Source organism: Streptomyces sp. NPDC006691 (assembly GCF_042869955.1).
Lineage (GTDB): Bacteria > Actinomycetota > Actinomycetes > Streptomycetales > Streptomycetaceae > Streptomyces.
In genome coordinates, this window is record NZ_JBIAGW010000007.1 from 135,544 (window position 1) to 159,555 (window position 24,012).

Genomic DNA, 24,012 nt, shown 5'->3' on the forward strand with positions numbered 1-24,012 from the left:
GTGAACGCCGTGTCGGCTGGGGCCGTAGTGCTGAATACTGCGGTCAAGGCCGGTCCGGTGCGGTGAGCTGGAGGGGACGGTCGCGTGAGCGAGATACCTGAGACGGCTGGCGATGTCGTGTGGCAGAGCAGTCCGCCTGGCTCGATCTATGACTACATCCGCGTCGCCTCGTTCTCGATCGGCCCGGACGGACTGATCGAGCAGTGGAGCCTGCGGGCCGAGGAGCAGTTCGGCCTGGCCGCTGCCGCCGTGATCGGCCGCGATCCCGTCGAGGCGTTCATGCCCCCCGAGCTGCGCCCGCGCGGCCACGGCCGGGTCGCGGAGATCCTGGACGGCAAGGAGTGGACCGGTGTCGTCCCCTTCCGCGTGCCGTCGCCCGACGGCGGTGAACGCGCCCAGGGGCTGGCCGAGCTCTATGTCATGCCGAGCCGCACGGCCGCCGACGAACGCGCGGCCCTCTGTATCGTCGTGGACGTACGCGCTCTGCGCGGCATCGAGACCGACCTTGCCGCGTCGCAGGCCATTTTTGGTCAATCTCCCTATGGCTTCCTGCTGTTCGGTACGGACCTCACGGTGCTGCGCGCCAACCGCCGCTTCGCCACGGTCTTCGGCGGCGACCCCGATGAGCACCGCGGCCACACCGTCCACGACTACCTCGGCCGCGCCGAGGCCGACCGGATGTCGGCGGCGCTGCAACGGGTCCTGGAGACCGGCGACTCCGTCACCGACCTCCAGATAGTCGGCTCGGCCCCCGGCGGCTCCGACCGCAGGCACTGGTCGATCAACCTCTACCGCGTGCACAGCGGCACCGGCCGCCCGATCGGCGTCGCCGGGCTCGGCATCGATGTGACCCGGCGTCACAACGCCGCCCGCGAGGCCGCCGACGCCCGCCGCAACCTCGCCCTCCTGAACGAGGCGGGCGCCCGCATGGGCAACTCCCTCGACCTGGAGACCACCGCCCGCGAACTCCTCGACATCACCGTCCCCGGCTTCTGCGACCTGGCCTCGGTCGACCTCTACCAGGCCCTGCTCGCCGGCGACGACCCCGCCACCGGATCCTCCGACGGGCGCGGCGAACTGCGCCGGGTCGCCTTCGCGAGCGCCGTGTCGGACGGCCCGCTGGCCGGCGGCGAGGGCGAAGGGGAGGTGGGCGTGGGCGATCTGCACCGCTACCGGTTCCACTCCCCGTACGCGAGCGCCCTGCGCACCGCGCGCGTGCACACCGTGCGCGGCGCCGACGGCGGCCTGGTGCACACCACCCTCGCCGTGCCGATGGTGGCCCACGACACCGTCGTCGGGCTGGTGCAGTTCGCCCGGGCCAAGGGCAGCGAGCCGTTCGGCGAGCGCGACCGGGCGCTGGCCACCGAGCTCGCCTCGCGCGCCGCTGTCTGCATCGACAACGCCCGCCTCTACCGCAGGGAGCACGAGCGCGCGCTGATCCTCCAGCGCTCCCTGCTGCCGCCCGGCGACCCCGAGGCCGCCGGGCTCGACATCGCCTGCCGCTATCTGCCCGGCAGCGCCGAGTCCGAGGTCGGCGGCGACTGGTTCGACGTCATCGAACTGCCCGGACACCGCACCGCGCTCGTCATCGGAGACGTGATGGGACGCGGTCTGCGCGCGGCCGTCGCCATGGGTGAACTGCGCACCGCCGTAAGGACGTTGGCACTGCTCGACCTGGAGCCCGCCGAAGTCCTCTCGCACCTGGACGAGATCGCCCGGGGCCTCGGCGCCCCCGGCGGCAGCCAGCAGGCCTCCCGGGTCGCCCACAAGTCCCGCGACGCCGACCTCGGCGAGGTGTACCTGGCGACCTGTGTGTACGCGGTCTACGACCCGGTCACCCGCCGCTGTACGTTCGCCAACGCCGGGCACCTGCCGCCCGTCCTGGTCGAGCCGGGCGACGACCCGGGGGAGCCCGCGATGCTGCTCGACGTGCCGCCGGGGCTGCCGCTCGGCGTCGGCGGGGAGCCCTTCGAGGAGGTCGAGGTCGATCTGCCCGAGGGCGCGCTGCTGGCTCTCTACACCGACGGTCTCGTCGAGTCCCGCGACCACCCGCTCGACGAGGGCCTCAACGCCTTCCGCAAGACCCTCACCGACCCGGACCGCCCCCTGGAGGACGTCTGCGACCAGGTCCTCGGCTCGCTCGACACCCGGCACGGCGAGGACGACATCGCGCTGCTCCTCGCCCGCATCCAGGGCCTGCCCTCGGACGCGGTCGGCGACTGGCGGCTGCCGCGCGAGCCCCGCTCGGTGGGCCGGGCCCGTGAGCTCGCCCGCACCCAGCTGCTCGCCTGGGACCTCGAAGGCCTCGTCGACACGACCGAACTCCTGGTCAGCGAGCTCGTCACCAACGCGCTGCGCTACGGCGACGGCGAGATACGGCTGCGCCTGCTGCGCGACCGCACGCTGGTGTGCGAGGTGTGGGACGCGGGTCTGGTCCAGCCCCGGCGCCGCCGCGCCCGCGACACGGACGAGGGCGGCCGCGGCCTCCAGCTGGTCGGACTGCTCAGCGCGGCCTGGGGGGCGCGCCGCACCCCGCGCGGCAAGACGGTCTGGTTCGAACTGGCCCTGCCTGACGGGGAGTCGGGCCCGACGGAGCTGACGGAGGAACAGCTCCTCAGCATGTTCTGACCCGGCTGCACCGCGTGTTCTGACCTGCCCGCACGGTCTGACCCGCCGGCGCGTGGTCCGGCCTAGCCGTGCCGGTGCGGCCGTGCCGTTCCCGCGGGCGTGGTGCGGGTATGGGCACGCCGTTTCCGCTTGAGGTACGCGTAAGCCGCCGATGCGCCCGCCACCACGACCACGGCCACCGGCAGCACCAAGTCGACGGTCGAAGCGGGCTGCATCACGCTTCGAGCGTATGGCCGAATCCGAACCCTGGCGACCGGAAAGCACCCCGTTGTCCCGCCCCTCCATGGCGCGGCCCCCACGCGGCACACGGCTACGCTGGGGCGCTCGGGACCGCAGGGGGAGGGGCACGGGAATGAGCGGTATACGCACCTGGTGGCGCGGACGCGGGGGGCGCTGGACGCGCCGCAGCCTGCTGGTGGCGGCGCTGGTCGTCGTGGTGCCGACGGCCGCCGCGGGGACGGCCCTGCGGGCCCAGTACGCCGGTGTCCCGGGCGACGACACCAGGACCCGGGGCCAGGACGCGTACTGGCTGGGGCATGCCTGGGTCGACGGCCGCAAGGGCGACAAGGACCTCGACGCCTTCGCGGCGAAGGTGCGCGACAGCGGGATCAAGGACCTCTTCGTGCACACCGGGCCGCTCGACCACGACGGCACCCTGCCCGCCGCCCGCTACCCCAGGGCCGCCTGGCTGGTCGCGGGCGTGCACCGCAGGCTGCCGAACGTGCGGGTGCAGGCCTGGCTGGGCGACGAGCTGGCGAGCGAGGGCCCGGTCGGGCTGCGGCTCGACAGCGGAGCGACCCGCACGTCGGTCGTCACCAGCGCCCGCCAGGTGCTCGACCGGGCCCGCTTCGACGGCGTCCACTTCGATCTTGAGCCGCTGCCCTCGGGCGACCGCGACTACCTCGCCCTGCTCGACTCGCTGCACGCCCTCACGCGGGCGCGCGGCGCCCTGCTTTCCGTGGCCGCGCACCAGATAGACCCGCTGCCCGCCCTGCACACGGCCGCCGACGGCCTCACCGGGCACGGCAAGTGGTGGGCGCAGGCCTACTTCGGCCAAGTGGCCCGCAGGGTCGACCAGATCGCCGTGATGTCGTACGACACGGCCATGCCCGTGCAGAGCCTGTACGGCGGCTATGTCGCCCGGCAGACCGCTCTCGCGCTCCAGGTCACGCCGAAACAGGTCGACCTGCTCATGGGTCTGCCCTTCTACGACGACGAGAGCATGACCCACCACGGCTCCGCCGAGACCGTGGAGGCGGCCGTGCGAGGGGCCCGCCTCGGCCTGGCCCGCACCGACCGCCACCGTCAGAACTTCGGCCTCGCCCTGTACGTCGACTTCGCGGAGCGCCCGGGGGACTGGTCCGCCTACCGCAGGGGCTGGAGCTGACGCTCCGTCAGGAGTCGCGGCGGCGAATCTTGTTGCCCAGCCAGACCAGCGGGTCGTACTTGCGGTCCACCGCCCGCTCCTTCAGCGGGATCAGCGCGTTGTCGGTGATCTTGATGTGCTCGGGGCACACCTCCGTGCAGCACTTGGTGATGTTGCAGTAGCCGAGCCCGTGCTCGTCCTGTGCGGTCCGTTTGCGGTCCAGGCCGGTCTCGGCGGCGGCGTCCAGCGGATGCATGTCGAGTTCGGCCACGCGCATCAGGAAGCGCGGGCCCGCGAAGGCCGCCTTGTTCTCCTCGTGGTCCCGGACCACATGGCAGGTGTCCTGGCACAGGAAGCACTCGATGCACTTGCGGAACTCCTGCGAGCGCTCGACGTCGAGCTGGTGCATCCGGTACTCGCCGGGCGCCACCCCCTTGGGCGGCACGAACGCCGGTACCTCCCGCGCCTTCGCGTAGTTGAAGGACACGTCCGTCACGAGATCCCGCACCACGGGGAACGCCCGCAAGGGGGTCACGGTGATGACGTCCTCGGGGCCGAACGTCGACATCCGCGTCATGCACATCAGGCGCGGACGGCCGTTGATTTCCGCACTGCACGAACCGCACTTGCCCGCCTTGCAGTTCCAGCGCACCGCCAGGTCGGGGGCCTGGGTCGCCTGGAGGCGGTGGATGATGTCGAGGACCACCTCGCCGTCGTTCACCTCGACCGTGAAGTCGGTGAGCTCACCGCCGCCGGTGTCGCCCCGCCAGACCCGGAAGCTCGCATCGTACGTACTCAACTCTTCAGCTCCTCTTCGGCGAGGTACTTGACCAGCTCCTCCTTCTCGAAGAGGGAGAGGAGATCCGCACGGATGGGGTCGGTCTCCTCGCGCACCAGCCGGATCTGGCCGCGCTCGGACTCGGGCGGCGCCAGGCCCTCGGTGGGGTCGGCGAGATGGCACAGGAGGTTCACCCGGCGCCAGGAGCGGTCCATGCCGGGCCGGTCCTCGCGGGTGTGGCCGCCGCGGCTCTCGGTGCGCTCCAGGGCGGCCCGCGCCACGCACTCGCTCACCAGGAGCATGTTGCGCAGGTCGAGCGCGAGGTGCCAGCCCGGGTTGAACTGGCGGTGCCCCTCGACCCCGGCCCGCCGGGCCCGCGCGCGCAGCTCGGCGAGCTTGCGCAGCGCCTGGTGCATCTCGCCCTCCCGGCGGATGATCCCGACCAGGTCGTTCATGGCCTGCTGGAGTTCCTGGTGCAGGGTGTACGGGTTCTCGACGGGCGAGCCGTCCGCGGGGGCCTCGGCGCTGAAGGGGCGCAGCGCCTCCGCGGCCGCCGTGTCGATCTGGTTCTCGTCCACGGCCGGGCGGGCCGCGAGCGAGGCCGTGTACTCGGCGGCGTGCAGCCCGGCCCGCCGGCCGAACACCAGGAGGTCGGAGAGCGAGTTGCCGCCGAGCCGGTTGGAGCCGTGCATGCCGCCGGCCACCTCACCGGCCGCGAACAGGCCCGGCACGCCGCGGGCCGCCGCGGTGTCGGACTCGACCGCGATACCGCCCATCACGTAGTGGCAGGTGGGCCCGACCTCCATCGCCTCGGCCGTGATGTCCACGTCCGCCAGCTCCTTGAACTGGTGGTACATCGACGGCAGCCGGCGCCGGATCACCTCGGCCGGCATCCGCGTCGAGACGTCCAGGAAGACACCGCCGTGCGGGCTGCCCCGGCCCGCCTTCACCTCGGCGTTGATGGCGCGGGCGACCTCGTCGCGGGGGAGCAGTTCGGGCGGGCGGCGGTTGTGGTCCGGGTCCTCGTACCAGCGGTCGCCCTCCTCCTCGGACTCCGCGTACTTCTCCTTGAAGACGTCCGGCACGTAGTCGAACATGAACCGCTTGCCGTCGGAGTTCCTGAGCACCCCGCCGTCGCCGCGCACCGACTCGGTGACCAGGATGCCCTTGACCGACGGCGGCCAGACCATGCCGGTGGGGTGGAACTGCACGAACTCCATGTTCAGGAGCGGCGCCCCGGCGAGCAGGGCGAGCGCGTGGCCGTCGCCGGTGTACTCCCACGAGTTGGAGGTCACCTTGAAGGACTTGCCGATGCCGCCGGTGGCGAGCACCACCGCGGGCGCCTCCAGGACGAAGAACCGCCCGCTCTCGCGCTCGTAGCAGAACGCCCCGGAGACCCGGCCGCCCGAGGCGGAGCCGCTCTCGGCCGGATCCTTCAACACCCGGGTGACGGTGCACTCCTGAAAGACCCTCAGGCGCGCCTCGTAGTCGCCGAACTCCTTCTTGTCCTCCTGCTGGAGGCTCACGATCTTCTGCTGGAGGGTGCGGATCAGCTCCAGGCCGGTGCGGTCGCCGACGTGTGCGAGCCGCGGGTATTCGTGGCCGCCGAAGTTGCGCTGGGAGATGCGGCCGTCGGGGGTGCGGTCGAACAGGGCTCCCCAGGTCTCCAACTCCCAGACCCGCTCGGGTGCTTCGCGCGCGTGCAACTCCGCCATGCGCCACTGGTTGAGGAACTTCCCGCCGCGCAGGGTGTCGCGGAAGTGGACCTGCCAGTTGTCCCCGGAGTTGACGTTGCCCATGGAGGCGGCGATGCCGCCCTCGGCCATCACCGTGTGCGCCTTGCCGAAAAGGGACTTGCAGATCACCGCCGTACGGGCGCCCCGCTCGCGCGCCTCGATCGCGGCCCGCAGGCCGGCGCCGCCCGCGCCCACCACGACGACGTCCCACTGCTGCCGTTCCAGCTGAGTCATTCAGGCTGCCTTCATGTTTAGAAGAACCTCGGATCGTCGAACGCCCCGGTCGCGAGCAGGTACACGTAGAAGTCGGCGAGCGCCACGCTGATCAACGAGGCCCAGGCGAGCAGCATGTGACGCTCATTCAGCTTTCCGACCCAGCCCCAGAGCCGGTAGCGCACCGGGTGCCGGGAGAAGTGCCGCAGCCGCCCGCCGATGATGTGCCGGCAGGAGTGGCAGGACAGGGTGTACGTCCAGATCAGCGCGATGTTGATCAGGAAGAGGAGGCTGCCGAGCCCCATGTGGCCCCACCGGTAGTGCTCGTCGCGGAACGAGAGCGCGGTGTCGTAGGTGAGGATGCCGGCGACCACGACCGCGAAGTAGAAGAAGTACCGGTGGACGTTCTGGAGGATGAGCGGGAAGCGCGTCTCGCCCGAGTACCTCTTGTGCGGCTCGGCCACCGCGCAGGCCGGCGGCGAGGCCCAGAAGCCCCGGTAGTACGCCTTGCGGTAGTAGTAGCAGGTCAGCCGGAAGCCGAGCGGGAAGATCAGGATCAGCAGGGCGGGGGACAGGCCCCACCAGCTGCCGAAGACGTCCGCGTTCGGGCCGTGCCGCATGGTCGCGCAGTTGTCGGCCAGACACGGCGAGTAGAACGGCGAGACGTAGGGCGCGTGGTAGTAGTCCGCGTTCGCGAACGCCCGCCAGGTCGAGTACACGACGAAGGCCAGCAGCCCCGCGGCGGTCACGGCCGGGGCCAGCCACCAGCGGTCGGTGCGCAGATGGCGGGGGCCGATGGCGGCGCGCGAGGCGTCATGGACGCCGGTGCTGCTCCCCGCCGGGGGAGAGGGTTCCGTGCCTGTGGCCAAGAGTGGCTCCCGAGGAGGTCAGGGGGTGCGCCGGCCGCGGGACCGGGTGCTCCCGAGCCCTTCGTCGTCCGAATCGGTCCAGAGCGAGGTGTCGTACGGGGTGTCGGGGATGGTGACCAGGTCGGGCCGGGCCGCCGTCGCGCCGCTCGGTGCCGCCTCGCGGAGCAGGGCGAGGCTCTCGCGCAGATGGTCGGTGTCGGTCCGTACCCGCCGGATGTCCAGGCCGTGCCCGACCTGCTCCTCAAGGCGCCCGACACTTCGTACGAGGTCGTCGAGGCAGCGCTGAGCAGCCGTCAACTCGTCTTGCAGGGACATGACTTGCCCGCCTTTCGCCGGAGCGGGTGGCAATGTTCATGCGCCTGAGAGTGTCGCGCCTCACATGCGCGGTTGTGAAGGTGCGTGCACGGGGTTGTGGGGTTGCGGGTGCGGGACACGCTCCTTGTTCGGCCAGTGTTCGAGCCGGGCCGGTGCGGGGCGGCCGGATGCGCGGGTGCGTTCGGCCGCACGGGTGGGGTTCGGGGGCCGCTGCGCCGTGTCGCCGCCCCGCCAGGGGGACCGTCCTCTTCAGTGACGGGGATAGGTGTGATCATCGCGAAATGGCATGAAGTCCCATAAATCTGACGAAGAGGTACAAGCCATGTCCCACGTCGGTGACCCGAACGGGAGGGCGCCCCGGATCGTCGCTGCGATCCGGACCGCGGCCTCCGTCCGGTCGCGCTCCGTCGCGCTCCTGACCACCGGGGTGCTCGCGCTCCCCGTGCTGCTGACCGGCTGCGGCTCCGCCGACAGCGGGACCGCGGCCGGCGCCGCCCCCCAGGACATCGGGGCCGCGGCCCGGCAGAACGTCGCCGACGGGGGCACCCTGAAGTGGGCCGTCGACGCGATGCCCCAGACGCTCAACACCTTCCAGGCCGACGCCGACGCCGCCTCCCAGCGCGTCGCCCAGGCGGTGCTGCCCGCACTGTTCACGCTGGACCAGCGGGGGCGCCCGCAGCGCAACGCCGACTACCTGGAGTCCGCCGAGGTGGTCCAGCGCGAGCCCAAGCAGGTCGTGCTCTACAAGCTCAACCAGAAGGCCGTGTGGAGCGACGGCCGCGAGATCGGCGCCCCCGACTTCGTCGCCCAGTGGCGCGCGCTCAGCGGCAAGGACTCGGCGTACTGGACCGCCCGCAACGCCGGGTACGAGCGCATCGAGAAGATCGAGAAGGGCGCCAACGACCTGGAGGTCAAGGTCACCTTCGCCAAGCCGTACGCGGACTGGCGCTCGCTGTTCAGCCCGCTCTACCCGAAGGACGTCACCGGCACCCCCGACGCCTTCAACGACGGCGCCCGTACGACGCTGAAGGCGACCGCGGGAGCCTTCCGGCTCAAGGCGGCCGACCGGGGCAAGGGCGAGATCACCCTGGAGCGCAACCCGCGCTGGTGGGGCCGCCCCACCAAGCTCGACAGCCTGGTCCTGCAAGCCGTGCCGCGCGACAAGCGGGCCGCGGCGCTCGCCGAGGGCAGCGTGGACGTGGCCGAGATCGACCGCGCGGACGCCGACCGCATCACCCTGGCCGAGCGGGACAAGGGCCAGGCCGTCACGCACGGCCCCGCCGCCGCCATCACGCCGGCCTCCGCACTGCGGTCCTGGGCGATCGCCCACGGCGGCGAGGACGACAAGGCCGAGGCCGAGCAGGAGGCCCGCAAGGAGAGCCGGGCCGCGATCGAGAAGTACGCCAGGGAGCAGGCCGGCCTGCGCGGCTTCGCCATCCGCAAGACCCTGGAGCCGGCCTACACCCAGCTCGCCCTGAACGGCGCCTCCGGGCCGCTCGCGGACGAGCGGGTCAGACGCGCGGTGGCCCGCGCGCTCAACCGCCAGGAGCTCGCCGAAGCCGTCCTCAAGCCGCTCGGCCTGCCCGCCCAGCCGCCCGGCAGCCACCTCGCGCTGGCCGGACAGGACGCGTACAGCGACAGCAGTGACGCGCTCGGCAGCCAGGACGAGAAGGAGGCGCGGGCGCTGCTCGCGGACGCCGGCTGGACCACGGACGGCGCCCGGCAGAAGCCCAAGGACGTCGCCAAGGCCGGCAGCAAGGCCGACGACGGCGCCGAGGACTCCGAGGACGGCAAGCGCCGGGCCTCCGACACCCCGCCGGTCGCCGGCAACCACCCCGACGACGAGGGCACCTACATCGTCGGCGACGACAAGCCCGGCAGCTCCGGTGCCGCCGGCACCCATGTGCTCGCCCCGGCCCGTACCGCGGCGCAGCAGCAGGCCGCGCTGCGCCGGCAGGCCCGCTTCTTCGACGCCGACCCCGCCGAGCAGGCCAAGAGGGACACCGGCAAGGACACCAAGACCGAGGCCCGGCCCAAGGGCGGCGCCCCCGGCGCGTACGCCCCGCAGGGCACGGCGGCCCCGGCGCCGCAGGGCGGCCCGCTCGGCAAGGACGGCAAGCCGCTCACCCTCCGGTTCGTCCTGCCCTCGGGCCCGGGCTCGGAGTCGCTGCGCGCCGTGGGCGACAAGATCGCGGCCATGCTGAAGGGCGTCGGCATCAACACCGAGATCGTCAAGGTGGCCGACGACAGCTACTTCAAGGACCACATCGCCTCCGGCGACTTCGACCTGGCCCTGTACTCGTGGCCGGGAACGGCCTACCCGGCCACCGACGACCGGCCGATCTTCGCCAAGCCGGAGCCCGCCTCCGACGGCTCGCTGCTCGTCGAACAGAACTACAGCCGGGTCGGCACCGACCACATCGACCAGCTCTTCGAGCAGGCCGCCGGCGAACTCGACGAGGACGAGGCCCGCGACCTCGTGCGCAAGGCGGACGCCCGGATCTGGGCGGCGGCCGGCTCGATCCCGCTCTACCAGCGCCCCGAGCTGGTCGCGGTCAAGCCCAATGTGGCCAATGCGGGCGCCTTCGGCTTCGCGGCCCCGAACTTCGAGGACATCGGGTTCAAGAAGCCGGAAACGGCGCACAACGGATCGGCGAACACTCAGAAGTAGAAGAGAAAACCACCAGGTCAGGGGCTTGGGCCCGATCGGACCCAAGCTCAGAACCTGCTCAAGTCCCTTGCCCGCCGGCCCCGCCGGCGGGCAAGGTCGTGTACGCCCCTGACCCAGGCTCAATGCACGGCGCAGCCCCTTGCGCAAGACCGCTGGAATCGGCCCGGGAGGCCGCCGGCGCGACGGCCCCGTACCATGGGGAGGAGCCGTGGCCTGTCTGCCCGGCGGGCGGACGAGGACTCGACCGCGTCAGACGCCTGATCCCACGATCGAGAGAAGCGCCAGTCAGTATGCCCACGCGCCACGACATCCGTAACGTCGCCATCGTCGCCCACGTCGACCACGGCAAGACCACGCTGGTCGACGCCATGCTCAAGCAGGCCGGTGCCTTCGCCGCGCACGCCGCAGAGTCGCTCGACGACCGCATGATGGACAGCAACGATCTGGAGCGTGAGAAGGGCATCACGATCCTGGCCAAGAACACGGCCGTCAAGTACCACCCCAAGGATGGCGGCGACGTCATCACCATCAACATCATCGACACCCCGGGCCACGCCGACTTCGGTGGCGAGGTCGAGCGCGGTCTGTCGATGGTGGACGCGGTGGTCCTGCTCGTGGACGCCTCCGAGGGCCCGCTGCCGCAGACCCGCTTCGTGCTGCGCAAGGCGCTCCAGCAGCGCCTGCCCGTCATCCTGTGCATCAACAAGACGGACCGCCCGGACTCCCGGATCGACGAGGTCGTCAACGAGACGTACGACCTGTTCCTGGACCTGGACGCGGACGAGGACCAGATCGAGTTCCCGATCGTCTACGCCTGCGCCCGTGACGGCGTCGCCTCGCTGACCAAGCCGGAGAACGGCACGGTCCCGGCGGACAGCGACAACCTGGAGCCGTTCTTCTCGACGATCCTCTCGCACGTCCCGGCCCCCGAGTACGACGAGACCGCCCCTCTCCAGGCGCACGTCACCAACCTCGACGCCGACAACTTCCTCGGCCGCATCGCGCTGCTCCGCGTCGAGCAGGGCGAGCTGCGCAAGGGCCAGACGGTCGCGTGGATCAAGCGGGACGGCACGATCGCCAACGTCCGCATCACCGAGCTGATGATGACCGAGGCGCTCACCCGCAAGCCGGCCGAGATGGCGGGCCCCGGTGACATCTGCGCCGTCGCCGGTATCCCCGACATCATGATCGGCGAGACGCTGGCCGACCCGGAGAACCCGATCGCGCTGCCGCTGATCACGGTGGACCAGCCGGCCATCTCGATGACCATCGGCACCAACACCTCGCCGCTGGTCGGCCGTGGTGGCTCCGGCAAGGGCGCGGACGCCAAGTCGACGGTCAAGGACCGCAAGGTCACCGCCCGCCAGGTCAAGGACCGCCTCGACCGCGAGCTCATCGGCAACGTCTCGCTGCGCGTCCTGGACACCGAGCGTCCCGACGCCTGGGAGGTCCAGGGCCGTGGTGAGCTCGCGCTCGCCATCCTGGTCGAGCAGATGCGCCGCGAGGGCTTCGAGCTGACCATCGGCAAGCCGCAGGTGGTCACCAAGCAGGTCGACGGCAAGACCCACGAGCCGGTCGAGCGCCTGACGGTGGACGTCCCCGAGGAGCACATGGGCGCGGTCACGCAGCTCATGGGCGTCCGCAAGGGCCGCATGGACAACATGTCCAACCACGGCTCCGGCTGGGTCCGCATGGAGTTCGTCGTGCCCTCCCGCGGCCTCATCGGCTTCCGTACGGAGTTCCTGACGAACACCCGCGGCACCGGTATCGCCCACTCGATCCACGAGGGCCACGAGCCGTGGTTCGGCACCCTGACGACCCGTAACAACGGTTCGCTCGTGGCCGACCGCGCCGGTTCGGTCACCCCCTTCGCCATGATCAACCTCCAGGAGCGCGGTGTGCTGTTCACCGAGCCCGGCACCGAGGTCTACGAGGGCATGATCGTCGGTGAGAACTCGCGTGCCGACGACATGGACGTGAACATCACCAAGGAGAAGAAGCTCACCAACATGCGTGCCGCTTCCGCCGACAACACCGAGAACGTGGTGCCGGCGCGCAAGCTCTCCCTGGAGCAGTCCCTGGAGTTCTGCCGCGACGACGAGTGCGTCGAGGTGACCCCGGAGGCCGTGCGCATCCGCAAGGTCGTCCTGGACGCCAAGGAGCGCGGCCGCACCGCGTCCCGCGCCAAGCGCAACTGACGCACCCCGTACGCCCCGAAGCCCGGCCCCGCAGCAGCGGGGCCGGGCTTCGGCGTTGGCGTCGGGGTTTGGACGGCCGGGTACACACGCGTGGGTGATCGCGGGCAAGGACCCCTCGCGCACGGGTTGTCGGCCTCTAGGGTCAAGTTGTTTTAAGGGACATCCTGTTCGGATATCGACCGTCGCTCTCCGGAAGATGTGTTAACGGTCCGTTTCGGGGGTGTCTGTCTGTGCTCATTTTGTCCGAATTTCGGGCCGTTGCCCGGTACTGATGTTGTCAAACCGAGACCCTTTAAGTGTGGTTTACAGCCCGGCCGTACTTAATAGTTGGCTCCATTGAGCTCGGGTCAATGGGTCACGCACTGTGGGGAGTGCCGACTCACGAGCACACTCGGGGTACTTGACGTCGAAGCGCTGTCAGGGGTGTCAGCGCGCGTAGAAGTGCCCCTCTTGTAGTGACAAGTGGACTCATGAGGAGGAAACCCATGCGTGGTGCTACGAGCGCCAAGTGGGTCGCGGGAGCGGCAATCATCGCCCTGGCTGCGACCGCCTGTGGCGGTGGCGACGGGGACAAGAGTGACAGCGGCGCCGGGAAGGCGGGCGGCACGTTCCGCCTCGGCATCACCGAGCCGGTGGCCATCGACCCGTACAACACGCAGGAGTCCGAGGGCAGCCTGGTCACGCACAACCTCTTCACGGGGCTGTACAACGCGTCTCCGGACGGCAAGCTCATCCCTGAGCTCGCCCAGTCCGTGACGACCAGTGACGACGGCAAGACCTGGACCTTCAAGATCAAGCCCGGTACGAAGTTCACCAACGGTGAGCCGGTGGACGCCGAGGCATTCATCCGTGGCTGGACCCGCGTCGCGGCCAAGGCCTCCGCCTCCGATGTCGCCTACCCGATGGAGGGCATCGAGGGCTACAAGGAGCTCAACGGCGGCACCAGCGAGAAGTTCAGCGGTCTGACCGCTCCGGACGCCAACACCCTCAAGGTGCAGCTGTCGGCCCCGGACTTCGAGTTCGACAAGAAGACCGTCCACACCGTCTTCAGCCCCGTCCCGAAGGTCGCGGGCGCCGCGAGCAACAAGGCGTTCAACGACGCCCCGATCGGCAACGGCCCCTTCAAGATGCAGGGTTCGTGGCAGCACAACAAGTCGATCACGCTCGTCCGCAACGACGACTACGGTCTGACCAAGGCGAAGCTCGACAAGGTCGAGATCTCGATCCTCAACTCGGCCAACGGCGTCACCCTGGAGTACCAGGGCTTCCAGTCGGGCCAGTTCGACTGGGCCCGTATGCCCACGCCGCAGATGCCGGTGGCCAAGGCCAAGTTCGAGCCGAAGAAGGAGTGGCTTGAGGCCGACACCAGCGGTATCAACTACCTCGTCGCCTTCAACCAGCAGCCTCCGCTGAACAACCCGGACGCGCGCAAGGCGATCTCGTACGCGATCGACCGCGAGGCCATCGCCAAGGGCGTCTTCCAGGGCATGCAGAAGCCGGCCACCTCCGTGCTGCCGCCGTCCTTCGCGGACACCTACCAGGACGGTGTCTGCACCTCCTGCGTGAAGCAGGACCCGGCGAAGGCCAAGGAGTACGCGGCCAAGGGCGGTCTGAAGCCGGGCACCGAGGTCGACTTCGGCTACAACACGGGTGCCGGCCACGAAGAGTGGGTCCAGGCCGTCGCGCAGCAGCTGAAGGACGTGCTCGGCCTCAACGTCAAGCTGAACGGCAAGCCGTTCAAGGAGGCGCTGGCCCAGCAGCAGGACAAGGCGACGGGTGGCCTCTGGCGCTCGGCGTGGGGTGCGGACTACCCCACCCCGGACAACTTCCTGTACCCGCTGCTCGACTCGGGCTCGATCAACGCGGACCCGCAGACCGGCAAGGCGCTCGGTGACAACCGCGGTCGCTACTCGAACCCGCAGTTCGACCAGCTGATCGTCCAGGCCCGTGGCACCAAGGACCCGGCCGCGCGCGCAAAGATCTACCAGCAGGCCGAGAAGCTCGCGGTCGACACGGACCAGGCACTCATCCCGCTGTGGAAGCGCACCCAGCTCCGTCTCGCCAACACGGTGAAGTTCAACAACGTGAAGATGGACTTCTTCGAGAACCCGGACCTCGCCGAGATCTCGTCCAAGTAGCACACACCTCCTCATAGCAGGTAGGCGAAGGTCGTGGGGGTCGGAGTACTTCACCGATCCCCACGACCTTCGCTCAGTCGCGGGCGCACCCCTCAGGACCGGCGCCCGCCGCGGCCCCTCTCCCGATCGGATGAAGCCGCCAACCCCCACGCTCAGTAAGTGAAGGAGGCATCGTGGGCAGATACGTGATTCGGCGACTCGGGCAGATGGTGGTCGTCCTCTTCGGTGCGACGATTGTTCTTTTCTGCTGTCTCTTCGTCCTCCCCGGCGACCCGGTGGGTTCGCTCGGCGGTGACAAGGCCCGCGACCCGGCCGTCGTGGAACAGCTTCGCGAGAGGTACGGGCTGAACGACCCGCTCCCCGTTCAATACGGGCATTTCGTCCAGAACCTCGCCAAGGGCGACCTGGGCACGGACTTCACCCAACGGCGTCCGGTGACCGAGGTGTTGAAGCCCAAGCTGGCCAACACCGCTGAGCTGGCCGTAGCGGCCATCCTCATAGACATCGTCATCGGCCTCCTGGCCGGACTCATCGCCGCGCTGTTCCGGTACTCCTTCTGGGACGTGCTGATCACGCTGCTGACGACGATGGCGGTCGGCTTCCCGTCGTTCGTCATCGGCATGGTGCTGCAGAAGGTCTTCGTGGTCCAGCTCGAATGGGTCCCGCTGATCTCGGACGGCACGATGAAGTCGCTGATCCTTCCGGCGTTCACGCTCGCCATCCTCGATGCCGCACTCGTCGCCAGACTCATGCGCGGCACCATGCTGGAGGTGCTGCGGGCCGACTACGTCAAGACGGCCATCGCCAAGGGTCTGCCGCAGCGGACCGTGCTGTTCAAGCACGTCCTGCGCAACTCGATCATCCCGGTCGTGACTTACCTGGGCATCTCCTTCGGCACGCTCCTCGGCGGCGCACTCATCACCGAGGCGATCTTCAACTGGGACGGCATCGGGCTCGCCCTGGTCACCGCGGTACAGCAGCAGAACAACCCGATCATCATCGGCGTGGTGACCTTCGGCGTCGCCGTGTTCGTACTGCTCAACCTCATCGTCGACCTCTTGTACGCGGTCCTCGACCCGCGCATCCGTCTCGCCTGATCCCAGGCAGCCCGTTCTAGGAGTCACACCCATGACTGAGCTCACCAAGAGCACAGCGTCGGCGGGGGGCGCGACCGCTCCGGCGAACGACGCGAAGGCCGAGGCAGAACCCGCCGTCGCCCGCGTCACCCAGTGGGGCGAGATCCGCCACCGCTTCCTCGCCAACAAGCTCGCCGTCGTCGGCCTGGTCCTCGTGGGCCTACTGTTCCTCGTGGCGATCTTCGCTCCGCTGATCGCACCCGCGGATCCGTACCACCAGAACCTCACCAACACCCTTCAGTCGCCCAGTGGTGCGCACTGGCTCGGCACCGACGCGCTCGGCCGCGACCAGTTCTCGCGGATCATCTACGGCAGCCGCATCGCCGTCATCGTCGGTCTGGCGTCGATCTTCCTGGCCTGCCTCATCGGCATCATCGTGGGTGCGCTGGCCGGGTACTTCGGCCGTGCCATCGACTCGGTCCTGATGCGTATCGCCGACGTCTTCTTCGCCTTCCCGCTGCTCATCGGCGCCATCGTGATCATCATCGTGATGGGCCGTGGCGTGATGCCGGTGATCATCTCGCTGGCCGTGTTCTCATGGCCGACGGTCTCCCGACTGCTGCGCAGCTCGATCCTGTCGGTCCGCGAGGCCGACTACGTGCACGCCGCCCGAGCCCTGGGCGCCAGCACGTCGCGGATCATCGTGCGGCACATCATCCCCAACTCCATCGCCGCCGTGATGGCGTATGCAGCCTTCAACGTCGGCGGAGCCATCGTGGCCGAGGCGTCGCTGTCCTTCCTGGGCGTCGGCGTCAGCCCGGAGACCCCGGAGTGGGGCAACATGCTGGCCGCCGCCAAGGACTTCATGGGGGTCAAGGACTACCTGTGGACCTACCCCAGCATCGCGATCGTGCTGACGGTTCTTGGCTTCGTATTCGTCGGTGACGGGCTCCGCGACGCCCTTGACCCGAAGCTGCGCTAGAAGGGCGGCACCATCACATGACCACTGCACACGTGACCGCGAAAGTGCCGGGCCAGCGGGCCGGCGACAGCGAGAGCCCGGTGCTCGACGTGCGTGACCTGCACGTCGAGTTCAAGACCCGCGAGGGCGTCGTCAAGGCTGTCAACGGCGTCAACTACAGCGTCAGGTCGGGGGAGACGCTCGCCGTGCTCGGCGAGTCCGGCTCCGGCAAGTCCGTGACGGCCCAGGCCATCATGGGCATCCTCGACTCGCCCCCCGGGCGGGTCGCCAAGGGCGAGATCCTCTTCCAGGGCCAGGACATCCTGAAGCTCCCGGAGAGCGAGCGGCGCAAGCTGCGCGGCCCGAAGATGGCGATGATCTTCCAGGACGCGCTCTCCGCGCTCAACCCGGTCTTCTCCGTCGGCAACCAGCTGGGCGAGATGTACCGCGTCCACCAGGGCATGTCCAAGAAGGACGCCAAGGTGAAGGCCATCGAGCTGATGGAACGGGTGAAGATTCCCGGTGCCCGCAGCCGGGTCAACGACTACCCGCACCAGTTCTCCGGCGGTATGCGCCAGCGCATCATGATCGCCATGGCGATGGCCCTGGAGCCCGACCTGATCATCGCGGACGAGCCCACCACGGCGCTCGACGTGACGGTTCAGGCCCAGGTCATGGACCTGCTCCAGGACCTCCAGCGCGAGTACAACATGGGCCTCATCCTGATCACCCACGACTTGGGCGTCGTCGCCGATGTCGCGGACAAGATCGCCGTGATGTACGCGGGACGAATCGTGGAGGAGGCCCCGGTCCACGAGATCTACAAGCGCCCGGCGCACCCGTACACGCGGGGTCTGCTCGACTCGATCCCGCGCCTCGACCAGAAGGGCCACGAGCTCTACGCGATCAAGGGCCTGCCGCCCAACCTCCTGAAGGCGCCCTCGGGTTGCGCCTTCAACCCGCGCTGCCCCAAGGCGCAGGACATCTGCCGCACCGACGTCCCGGCGCTTCTGCCGGTGACCGAGCGGGACGGCACCGAGCTGGTCGGCCGCGGCAGTGCCTGCCACTTCTGGAAGGAACAGCTCCATGGCTGACACGAACAAGAGGAACGAAGCCGTGGACGAAGCCACTCCCAACACCGTTGAGGTGGAGACGGTCGACGCGGCCACCGAAGCGGAGGCCGTAGCCGCCATCGAGGCCCCGGTCGACCGCGGCGAGCCGATCCTTCAGGTCCGCAACCTGGTCAAGCACTTCCCGCTGACCCAGGGCATCCTCTTCAAGAAGCAGATCGGCGCGGTCAAGGCCGTCGACGGCATCTCGTTCGACCTCTACCAGGGCGAGACGCTCGGCATCGTCGGCGAGTCCGGCTGTGGGAAGTCGACCGTCGCCAAGGTCCTCATGCTCCTGGAGCAGGCGACCGCCGGTGAGGTCTTCTACAAGGGCCAGGACATCACCAAGCTGTCCGGGCGCGCGCTGAAGGCGGTGCGCCGCAACATCCAGATGGTGTTCCAGGACCCGTACACCTCGCTGAACCCGCGCATGACGGTCGGCGACATCATCGGGGAGCCCTTCGAGATCCACCCCGAGGTGGCTCCCAAGGGCGACCGGCGCCGCAAGGTCCAGGAGCTCCTGGACGTCGTGGGTCTGAACCCGGAGTACATCAACCGGTACCCGCACCAGTTCTCCGGCGGTCAGCGCCAGCGCATCGGCATCGCCCGCGGCCTGGCCCTCAACCCCGAGATCATCATCTGCGACGAGCCGGTCTCCGCCCTGGACGTGTCCGTACAGGCGCAGGTCATCAACCTGATGGAGAACCTCCAGAACGAGTTCAACCTCTCGTACATCTTCATCGCGCACGACCTGTCCATCGTCCGGCACATCTCCGACCGGGTCGGTGTGATGTACCTCGGGAAGATGGCCGAGATCGGCACGGACGAGCAGATCTACGAGCACCCGACGCACCCCTACACGCAGGCCCTGCTCTCGGCCGTCCCGGTCCCCGACCCGGAGGCCCGCGAGCACCGTGAGCGGATCATCCTGACCGGTGACGTCCCCTCGCCGGCCGACCCGCCGTCGGGCTGCCGTTTCCGGACCCGCTGCTGGAAGGCCGAGGACCGCTGCGCCACCGAGGTGCCGCTGCTCGCGGTGCCGGAGCGGTTCGTGGACCAGGACACGCCCGCCGCGCACGAGTCGGCCTGTCACTTCGCCGAGGAGAAGAACGTCGTCGGCGCCGTGTGATGTCGTGGCCGGGCCCGTGGTTCGCTTCCCGTGAGGAAGGGGCCACGGGCCCGTTCGCTTTTCCAACCGCCGCCCTTCACAGGAAAGTTGTCGCGCATGCTGCACCATGTCGAGCTGTGGGTCCCCGAGCTGGGCGAGGCCGAGGACTCGTGGGGCTGGCTCCTGGAGAGCCTCGGCTACCGTCTGTACCAGAACTGGCGGGAGGGCCGCAGCTGGCTCCTGGGCCAGACCTACGTCGTGGTGGAGCAGTCGCCGGCGCTGACGGCCTCCTCGCACGAGCGCACCCGCCCCGGCCTCAATCACCTCGCCTTCCACGTCGATGACCGAGATTCCTTGGACGCGCTGGTCGAAGAGGCGCCCGCGCATGGCTGGAGCCTGCTCTTCCCCGACCGGCACCCCTTCGCCGGTGGTCCGGCGCACTGCGCCGCGTATCTGGAGAACACGGCCGGGTTCGAGGTCGAGCTGGTCGTGCGCAGCGCCACGCAGGAGCGGGCCGCCGCCCCCGGGGCCGGCGCGGAGGCGACATCCCCGCTGCCCTTCTCGGAACTGAGCGCAGGCGGATTGCGGTTGCGTGCCTGGCGGGAGGATGCCGCCGACGTGGACGCCGTGCTGCGGGGGCTGAACGATCCCGAGGTGACCCGCTGGGGCCCGCCCGCGGCTCTGGTGGACGAGGCGGGGGGCCGGGATTTCGTCCGGCGGGCCGCCGAGCGCTGGGCCGGCGGCAGGTTCGCTTCCTACTGCGTCGCCGACGCGGTCACCGATGCCCCGCTCGGAAGCGTCGCGCTGCACAACGTCTCCCTGGCCATGGGGCACGCCGGCATCGGCTACTGGCTCCTGCCCGAGGCCCGGGGCCGCGGCACGGCCGTCCGCGCCGTGAACATGCTGAGCACCTGGGCGTTCGAGACCGTCGGGTTGCACCGCATCGAGCTGGGCCATGCCATCGGCAACGACGCGTCGTGTGCGGTCGCGGAGCGCTGCGGGTACGCCTACGAGGGGATCTCACGCGGTTACCTGCCGGCCACGCCGGCCGGCACCTTTCACGACATGCACGCGCACGCGCGGCTGTCGACGGATCCGGCCCCTGGTCGGGCAGGCCGGTGAACACCGGCTACGCCGTTGGTCCGTCCGGCGGACTTGAAAGTGCGGACTGTCCGCTTCTGGGGTGATATTTGGGCCTAAGTGAGACTTGGGACCCGAGTAGGACTCTAGGAGGACGCCATGCGCGGAGCCACGCACGCCAAGTGGGCCGCAGGTGCGGTGATCGTCGCCCTCGCGGCGACGGCCTGCGGTGGTGGGGGAAGCGGTGGCGGCGGTGGCGCCGACGGAATCGTCAGCTCCTCCTGGGGCGACCCGCAGAACCCGCTGGAGCCCGCCAACACCAACGAGGTGCAGGGCGGCAAGGTCCTCGACATGCTGATGCGCGGCCTCAAGCGGTACGACCCGAAGACCGGCGAGGCCAAGAACATGCTCGCCGCGTCCATCGACACCTCGGACTCGGAGAACTTCAAGGTCACGCTCAAGGACGGCTGGACGTTCTCCAACGGCGAGAAGGTCACCGCCAAGTCCTTCGTGGACGCCTGGAACTACGGCGCGAACCTGAAGAACAACCAGAAGAACGCCTCGATGTTCGCCTACATCGACGGCTTCGACCAGATCCACCCCAAGAGCGGCAGCCCGTCCACGGACGCCATGTCAGGGCTCAAGGTCGTCGACGACAAGACCTTCACGGTCAAGCTCAACCAGAAGTTCTCGACCTGGCCCGACACCCTCGGCTACCCCGCGTTCGCGCCGCTGCCCCGGGCGTTCTTCGACAACCACGCGGCCTGGCTCTCCAAGCCGGTCGGCAACGGCCCGTACACGGTGGATTCGTACACCAAGGGCTCGAAGCTCTCGATGCGCAAGTGGGCCGGGTACATGGGCGAGGACAAGGCGCAGAACGGCGGCATCGACCTCAAGGTCTACACCGACAACAACACCGCCTACACCGATCTGACGGCCGGCAACCTCGACCTCGTCGACGACGTGCCCGCCTCCCAGCTCAAGAACGTCAAGGCGGACCTCGGCGACCGGTACATCAACACCCCGGCCGGCATCATCCAGACCCTCGCCTTCCCGTACTACGACGCCGCCTGGAACACCCCGAACGCGGCCAAGGTGCGCAAGGGCATCTCGCGGGCGATCAATCGGCAGCAGATCACCGACACCATCTTCCAGAAGACCCGCACCCCCGCCACCGACTGGACCTCGCCCGTGCTCGGCGAGGCCGGCGGCTACAAGGCCGGGCTCTGCGGGGACGGCTGCGACTACAACCCGGCCGAGGCCAAGAAGCTCATCGCCGACGGCGGCGGCATCCCCGGCGGGCAGCTGAAGATCTCGTACAACGCGGACACCGGCTCGCACAAGGAGTGGGTCGACGCCGTCTGCAACAGCATCAACAACGCGCTCGGCAACGACCGGGCGTGCGTCGGCGGCCCGGTCGGCACCTTCGCCGACTTCCGCAGCCAGATCACCCAGTCCAAGATGAGCGGCCCCTTCCGGGCGGGCTGGCAGATGGACTACCCGCTGATCCAGAACTTCCTCCAGCCGCTGTACTACACCGGCGCCTCCTCCAACGACGGCAAGTGGACCAACGCCGACTTCGACAAGCTGGTCGACCAGGCCAACGCCGAGACCGACAAGGCCAAGGCGGTCTCCACCTTCCAGCAGGCCGAAGGGGTCGTACGGGACCAGATGGCGGCCATCCCGCTCTGGTACCAGAACGGCAGCGCCGGCTACTCGACCCGCATCTCCAACGTCTCCCTGAACCCCTTCAGCGTGCCGGTCTACGACCAGATCAAGGTCAGTTGACGCCGTAGGTGCCCGGCCCGGCGTCCAACTCGGCGCCGGGCCAAGGCCGTTGAGAGTTCCGACGACCCCCGGAGGGCCTCATGGGACGGTATGTGATCCGGCGTCTGCTCCAGATGATCCCGGTCTTCTTCGGGGCGACGCTGCTGATCTTCCTGATGGTGAACGTGATGGGAGACCCCATCGCGGGGCTGTGCGGGGACAAGGCGTGCGACCCGTCCACCGCCGCCCAGCTCAAGAAGGAGTTCGGCCTCGACAAGCCGGTGTGGCAGCAATACCTGACGTACATGGGCAACGTGTTCACCGGCGACTTCGGCACCGCGTTCAACGGGCAGAAGGTCACCGAGCTGATGTCCGCGGCCTTCCCCGTCACCATCCGCCTCACCATCGTGGCGATCCTCTTCGAGATCGTCATCGGCATCAGCCTCGGCGTGGTCACCGGACTGCGCCGCGGCCGCCCGGTCGACACCGTGGTCCTGATGCTGACCCTCATCGTCATCGCCATCCCCGTCTTCGTCACGGGGCTGCTGCTCCAGCTGCTGCTCGGCGTCGAATGGGGGATCGTCAAACCCACGGTCCAGCCGGAGGCGCCCTTCAACGAACTCCTCATTCCGGGGCTCGTGCTGGCGTCCGTCTCGCTGGCGTACGTCACCCGGCTCACCCGGACCTCGATCGCCGAGAACGCCCGCGCCGACTATGTCCGTACCGCCATCGCCAAGGGGCTGCCAAGGCGCCGGGTGATCACCAAGCACCTGCTGCGCAACTCGCTGATCCCCGTCGTCACCTTCATCGGCACCGACGTCGGCGCCCTGATGGGCGGCGCGATCGTCACCGAGCGGATCTTCAACATCCACGGCGTCGGCTACCAGCTCTACCAGGGCATCCTGCGCCAGAGCACCCAGACGGTGGTCGGCTTCGTGACCGTGCTCGTGCTCGTGTTCCTGATCGCCAACCTCATCGTCGACCTTCTGTATGCCGTACTCGACCCGAGGATCCGCTATGCCTGAGCCCTACGACGACGGAGCGATCGCCGGTACGGGGGCGGGCGGCGCGATGGACCTCGCGGCGAGCGAGGCGACCACGCTGGAGCGCACCCCGGGTGGGCCGCAGGGCACGGGCCCGTCCGAGAAGGCGCGTTCCCTCTGGTCGGACGCCTGGCGCGACCTGCGGCGCAACCCCGTCTTCATCATCTCGTCCCTGGTCATCCTCTTCCTGGTCGTCATCTCGCTGTGGCCCTCCCTGATCGCCGACGGCAACCCGCTCCAGTGCGACCTCGCCAAGGCGCAGGAGGGCTCCCAGCCCGGCCACCCCTTCGGCTACAACGGGCAGGGCTGCGACGTCTACACACGGACCGTCTACGGCGCCCGCACCTCGGTCACCGTCGGCGTGTGCACCACCGTCGGCGTCGCGCTGTTCGGCTCGTTCGTGGGCGGGCTCGCCGGGTTCTTCGGCGGCGGCTGGGACGCGCTGCTCTCGCGCGTCACCGACATCTTCTTCGGCATCCCCGTCGTCCTCGGCGGTCTGGTGTTCCTCTCGGTGGTCACCTCCTCCACCGTGTGGCCGGTCATCGGCTTCATGATCCTGCTCGGCTGGCCGCAGATCGCCCGGATCGCCCGCGGCTCGGTCATCACCGCCAAACAGAACGACTACGTCCAGGCGGCCCGCGCGCTCGGCGCCTCCAACTCCCGCATGCTGCTGCGCCACATCGCGCCCAACGCGGTCGCCCCGGTCATCGTCGTGGCCACCATCGCGCTCGGCACCTACATCGCCCTCGAAGCGACGCTGTCCTACCTGGGCGTCGGCCTCAAGCCCCCCACCGTCTCCTGGGGCATCGACATCTCGGCCGCCTCCCAGTACATCCGCAACGCCCCGCACATGCTGCTCTGGCCGGCCGGTGCGCTGGCGGTCACGGTGCTCGCGTTCATCATGCTCGGCGACGCGGTGCGCGACGCCCTCGATCCCAAGCTGCGGTGAGGAGACC

The 24,012-nt window shown here is 69.4% G+C and carries 18 protein-coding genes; 13 read left to right on the plus strand and 5 right to left on the minus strand.

The window, feature by feature from the left end:
- Window positions 1-84 precede the first annotated feature (84 nt).
- Entirely contained in the window at window positions 85-2,628 is a 2,544-nt protein-coding gene (locus tag ACFYNP_RS18110) for a SpoIIE family protein phosphatase (protein WP_388786390.1), read from the plus strand.
- A gap of 62 nt (window positions 2,629-2,690) precedes the next feature.
- Here ACFYNP_RS18110 and ACFYNP_RS18115 read toward each other — a convergent pair whose 3' ends face one another.
- Window positions 2,691-2,846 carry a hypothetical protein gene (locus ACFYNP_RS18115; protein WP_388406337.1) on the minus strand — a complete coding sequence of 52 codons (156 nt, stop codon included), beginning with the start codon at window positions 2,844-2,846 and terminating at the stop codon, window positions 2,691-2,693.
- Between the two features lie 134 nt (window positions 2,847-2,980).
- Here ACFYNP_RS18115 and ACFYNP_RS18120 point away from each other — a divergent pair, with 134 nt between their 5' ends.
- The gene (locus ACFYNP_RS18120) at window positions 2,981-4,015 is read left to right on the plus strand and encodes a glycosyl hydrolase family 18 protein (protein WP_388406339.1); all 1,035 of its coding nucleotides are present in this window, start codon (window positions 2,981-2,983) and stop codon (window positions 4,013-4,015) included.
- A gap of 7 nt (window positions 4,016-4,022) precedes the next feature.
- Here ACFYNP_RS18120 and ACFYNP_RS18125 read toward each other — a convergent pair whose 3' ends face one another.
- The 4 genes from ACFYNP_RS18125 to ACFYNP_RS18140 are packed head-to-tail and all read right to left on the minus strand — an operon-like array spanning window position 4,023 to window position 7,905.
- A complete protein-coding gene (locus tag ACFYNP_RS18125) occupies window positions 4,023-4,793 on the minus strand; it encodes a succinate dehydrogenase/fumarate reductase iron-sulfur subunit (protein WP_388786392.1) in 771 nt (256 codons plus the stop codon).
- Window positions 4,790-6,742 (minus strand): fumarate reductase/succinate dehydrogenase flavoprotein subunit, encoded by a 1,953-nt coding sequence (locus ACFYNP_RS18130; RefSeq protein WP_388786394.1) that lies wholly within the window; start codon window positions 6,740-6,742, stop codon window positions 4,790-4,792. Before ACFYNP_RS18130 ends, ACFYNP_RS18125 begins: the two co-directional genes overlap by 4 nt.
- A gap of 17 nt (window positions 6,743-6,759) precedes the next feature.
- Window positions 6,760-7,590 carry a hypothetical protein gene (locus tag ACFYNP_RS18135; protein ID WP_388786396.1) on the minus strand — a complete coding sequence of 277 codons (831 nt, stop codon included), beginning with the start codon at window positions 7,588-7,590 and terminating at the stop codon, window positions 6,760-6,762.
- Window positions 7,591-7,608: 18 nt separating this feature from the next.
- On the minus strand, window positions 7,609-7,905 hold the full coding sequence (locus ACFYNP_RS18140; RefSeq protein WP_388786397.1) for a hypothetical protein: 297 nt from the start codon (window positions 7,903-7,905) through the stop codon (window positions 7,609-7,611).
- Window positions 7,906-8,227: 322 nt separating this feature from the next.
- On the opposite strand from ACFYNP_RS18140, the gene ACFYNP_RS18145 reads away from it, so the two are divergent.
- The 11 genes from ACFYNP_RS18145 to ACFYNP_RS18195 all read left to right on the plus strand — a co-directional run bounded on the left by ACFYNP_RS18145 (window position 8,228) and on the right by ACFYNP_RS18195 (window position 24,005).
- On the plus strand, window positions 8,228-10,576 hold the full coding sequence (locus tag ACFYNP_RS18145; protein WP_388406352.1) for an ABC transporter family substrate-binding protein: 2,349 nt from the start codon (window positions 8,228-8,230) through the stop codon (window positions 10,574-10,576).
- 290 nt (window positions 10,577-10,866) lie between these two features.
- The gene (gene typA, locus ACFYNP_RS18150; RefSeq protein ID WP_161246791.1) at window positions 10,867-12,774 is read left to right on the plus strand and encodes a translational GTPase TypA; all 1,908 of its coding nucleotides are present in this window, start codon (window positions 10,867-10,869) and stop codon (window positions 12,772-12,774) included.
- A gap of 485 nt (window positions 12,775-13,259) precedes the next feature.
- Entirely contained in the window at window positions 13,260-14,912 is a 1,653-nt protein-coding gene (locus tag ACFYNP_RS18155; RefSeq protein ID WP_388786398.1) for an ABC transporter substrate-binding protein, read from the plus strand.
- 173 nt (window positions 14,913-15,085) lie between these two features.
- Window positions 15,086-16,009 (plus strand): ABC transporter permease, encoded by a 924-nt coding sequence (locus ACFYNP_RS18160; RefSeq protein ID WP_388406358.1) that lies wholly within the window; start codon window positions 15,086-15,088, stop codon window positions 16,007-16,009.
- Between the two features lie 31 nt (window positions 16,010-16,040).
- A complete protein-coding gene (locus tag ACFYNP_RS18165) occupies window positions 16,041-16,970 on the plus strand; it encodes an ABC transporter permease (protein ID WP_388406361.1) in 930 nt (309 codons plus the stop codon).
- Between the two features lie 17 nt (window positions 16,971-16,987).
- A complete protein-coding gene (locus tag ACFYNP_RS18170; RefSeq protein ID WP_388406363.1) occupies window positions 16,988-18,043 on the plus strand; it encodes an ABC transporter ATP-binding protein in 1,056 nt (351 codons plus the stop codon).
- Window positions 18,036-19,187 (plus strand): ABC transporter ATP-binding protein, encoded by a 1,152-nt coding sequence (locus ACFYNP_RS18175; protein WP_388406366.1) that lies wholly within the window; start codon window positions 18,036-18,038, stop codon window positions 19,185-19,187. The genes ACFYNP_RS18170 and ACFYNP_RS18175 overlap by 8 nt, the downstream gene beginning before the upstream one ends.
- 96 nt (window positions 19,188-19,283) lie before the next feature.
- Window positions 19,284-20,288 (plus strand): GNAT family N-acetyltransferase, encoded by a 1,005-nt coding sequence (locus tag ACFYNP_RS18180; protein ID WP_388406367.1) that lies wholly within the window; start codon window positions 19,284-19,286, stop codon window positions 20,286-20,288.
- Window positions 20,289-20,405: 117 nt separating this feature from the next.
- Window positions 20,406-22,034, plus strand: a complete 1,629-nt coding sequence (locus ACFYNP_RS18185) for an ABC transporter substrate-binding protein (protein WP_388406370.1) — start codon at window positions 20,406-20,408, stop codon at window positions 22,032-22,034.
- 80 nt (window positions 22,035-22,114) lie between these two features.
- Window positions 22,115-23,038: an ABC transporter permease gene (locus ACFYNP_RS18190; RefSeq protein WP_388786400.1), complete on the plus strand. Its 924-nt coding sequence runs from the start codon at window positions 22,115-22,117 to the stop codon at window positions 23,036-23,038.
- Complete coding sequence (locus ACFYNP_RS18195; RefSeq protein ID WP_388406376.1) at window positions 23,031-24,005, plus strand: ABC transporter permease; 975 nt, start codon at window positions 23,031-23,033, stop codon at window positions 24,003-24,005. The genes ACFYNP_RS18190 and ACFYNP_RS18195 overlap by 8 nt, the downstream gene beginning before the upstream one ends.
- The last annotated feature ends 7 nt before the right edge of the window (window positions 24,006-24,012 follow it).

Excerpts from the sequence above, each read along its gene's own strand:
- ACFYNP_RS18120 (WP_388406339.1), top strand. The coding sequence starts at position 2,981 with ATGAGCGGTATACGCACCTGGTGGCGCGGACGCGGGGGGCGCTGGACG.
- ACFYNP_RS18130 (WP_388786394.1), bottom strand. The coding sequence starts at position 6,742 with ATGACTCAGCTGGAACGGCAGCAGTGGGACGTCGTCGTGGTGGGCGCG.
- ACFYNP_RS18140 (WP_388786397.1), bottom strand. The coding sequence starts at position 7,905 with ATGTCCCTGCAAGACGAGTTGACGGCTGCTCAGCGCTGCCTCGACGAC.
- ACFYNP_RS18145 (WP_388406352.1), top strand. The coding sequence starts at position 8,228 with ATGTCCCACGTCGGTGACCCGAACGGGAGGGCGCCCCGGATCGTCGCT.
- typA (WP_161246791.1), top strand. The coding sequence starts at position 10,867 with ATGCCCACGCGCCACGACATCCGTAACGTCGCCATCGTCGCCCACGTC.
- ACFYNP_RS18155 (WP_388786398.1), top strand. The coding sequence starts at position 13,260 with ATGCGTGGTGCTACGAGCGCCAAGTGGGTCGCGGGAGCGGCAATCATC.
- ACFYNP_RS18165 (WP_388406361.1), top strand. The coding sequence starts at position 16,041 with ATGACTGAGCTCACCAAGAGCACAGCGTCGGCGGGGGGCGCGACCGCT.
- ACFYNP_RS18170 (WP_388406363.1), top strand. The coding sequence starts at position 16,988 with ATGACCACTGCACACGTGACCGCGAAAGTGCCGGGCCAGCGGGCCGGC.
- ACFYNP_RS18175 (WP_388406366.1), top strand. The coding sequence starts at position 18,036 with ATGGCTGACACGAACAAGAGGAACGAAGCCGTGGACGAAGCCACTCCC.
- ACFYNP_RS18180 (WP_388406367.1), top strand. The coding sequence starts at position 19,284 with ATGCTGCACCATGTCGAGCTGTGGGTCCCCGAGCTGGGCGAGGCCGAG.
- ACFYNP_RS18185 (WP_388406370.1), top strand. The coding sequence starts at position 20,406 with ATGCGCGGAGCCACGCACGCCAAGTGGGCCGCAGGTGCGGTGATCGTC.
- ACFYNP_RS18190 (WP_388786400.1), top strand. The coding sequence starts at position 22,115 with ATGGGACGGTATGTGATCCGGCGTCTGCTCCAGATGATCCCGGTCTTC.
- ACFYNP_RS18195 (WP_388406376.1), top strand. The coding sequence starts at position 23,031 with ATGCCTGAGCCCTACGACGACGGAGCGATCGCCGGTACGGGGGCGGGC.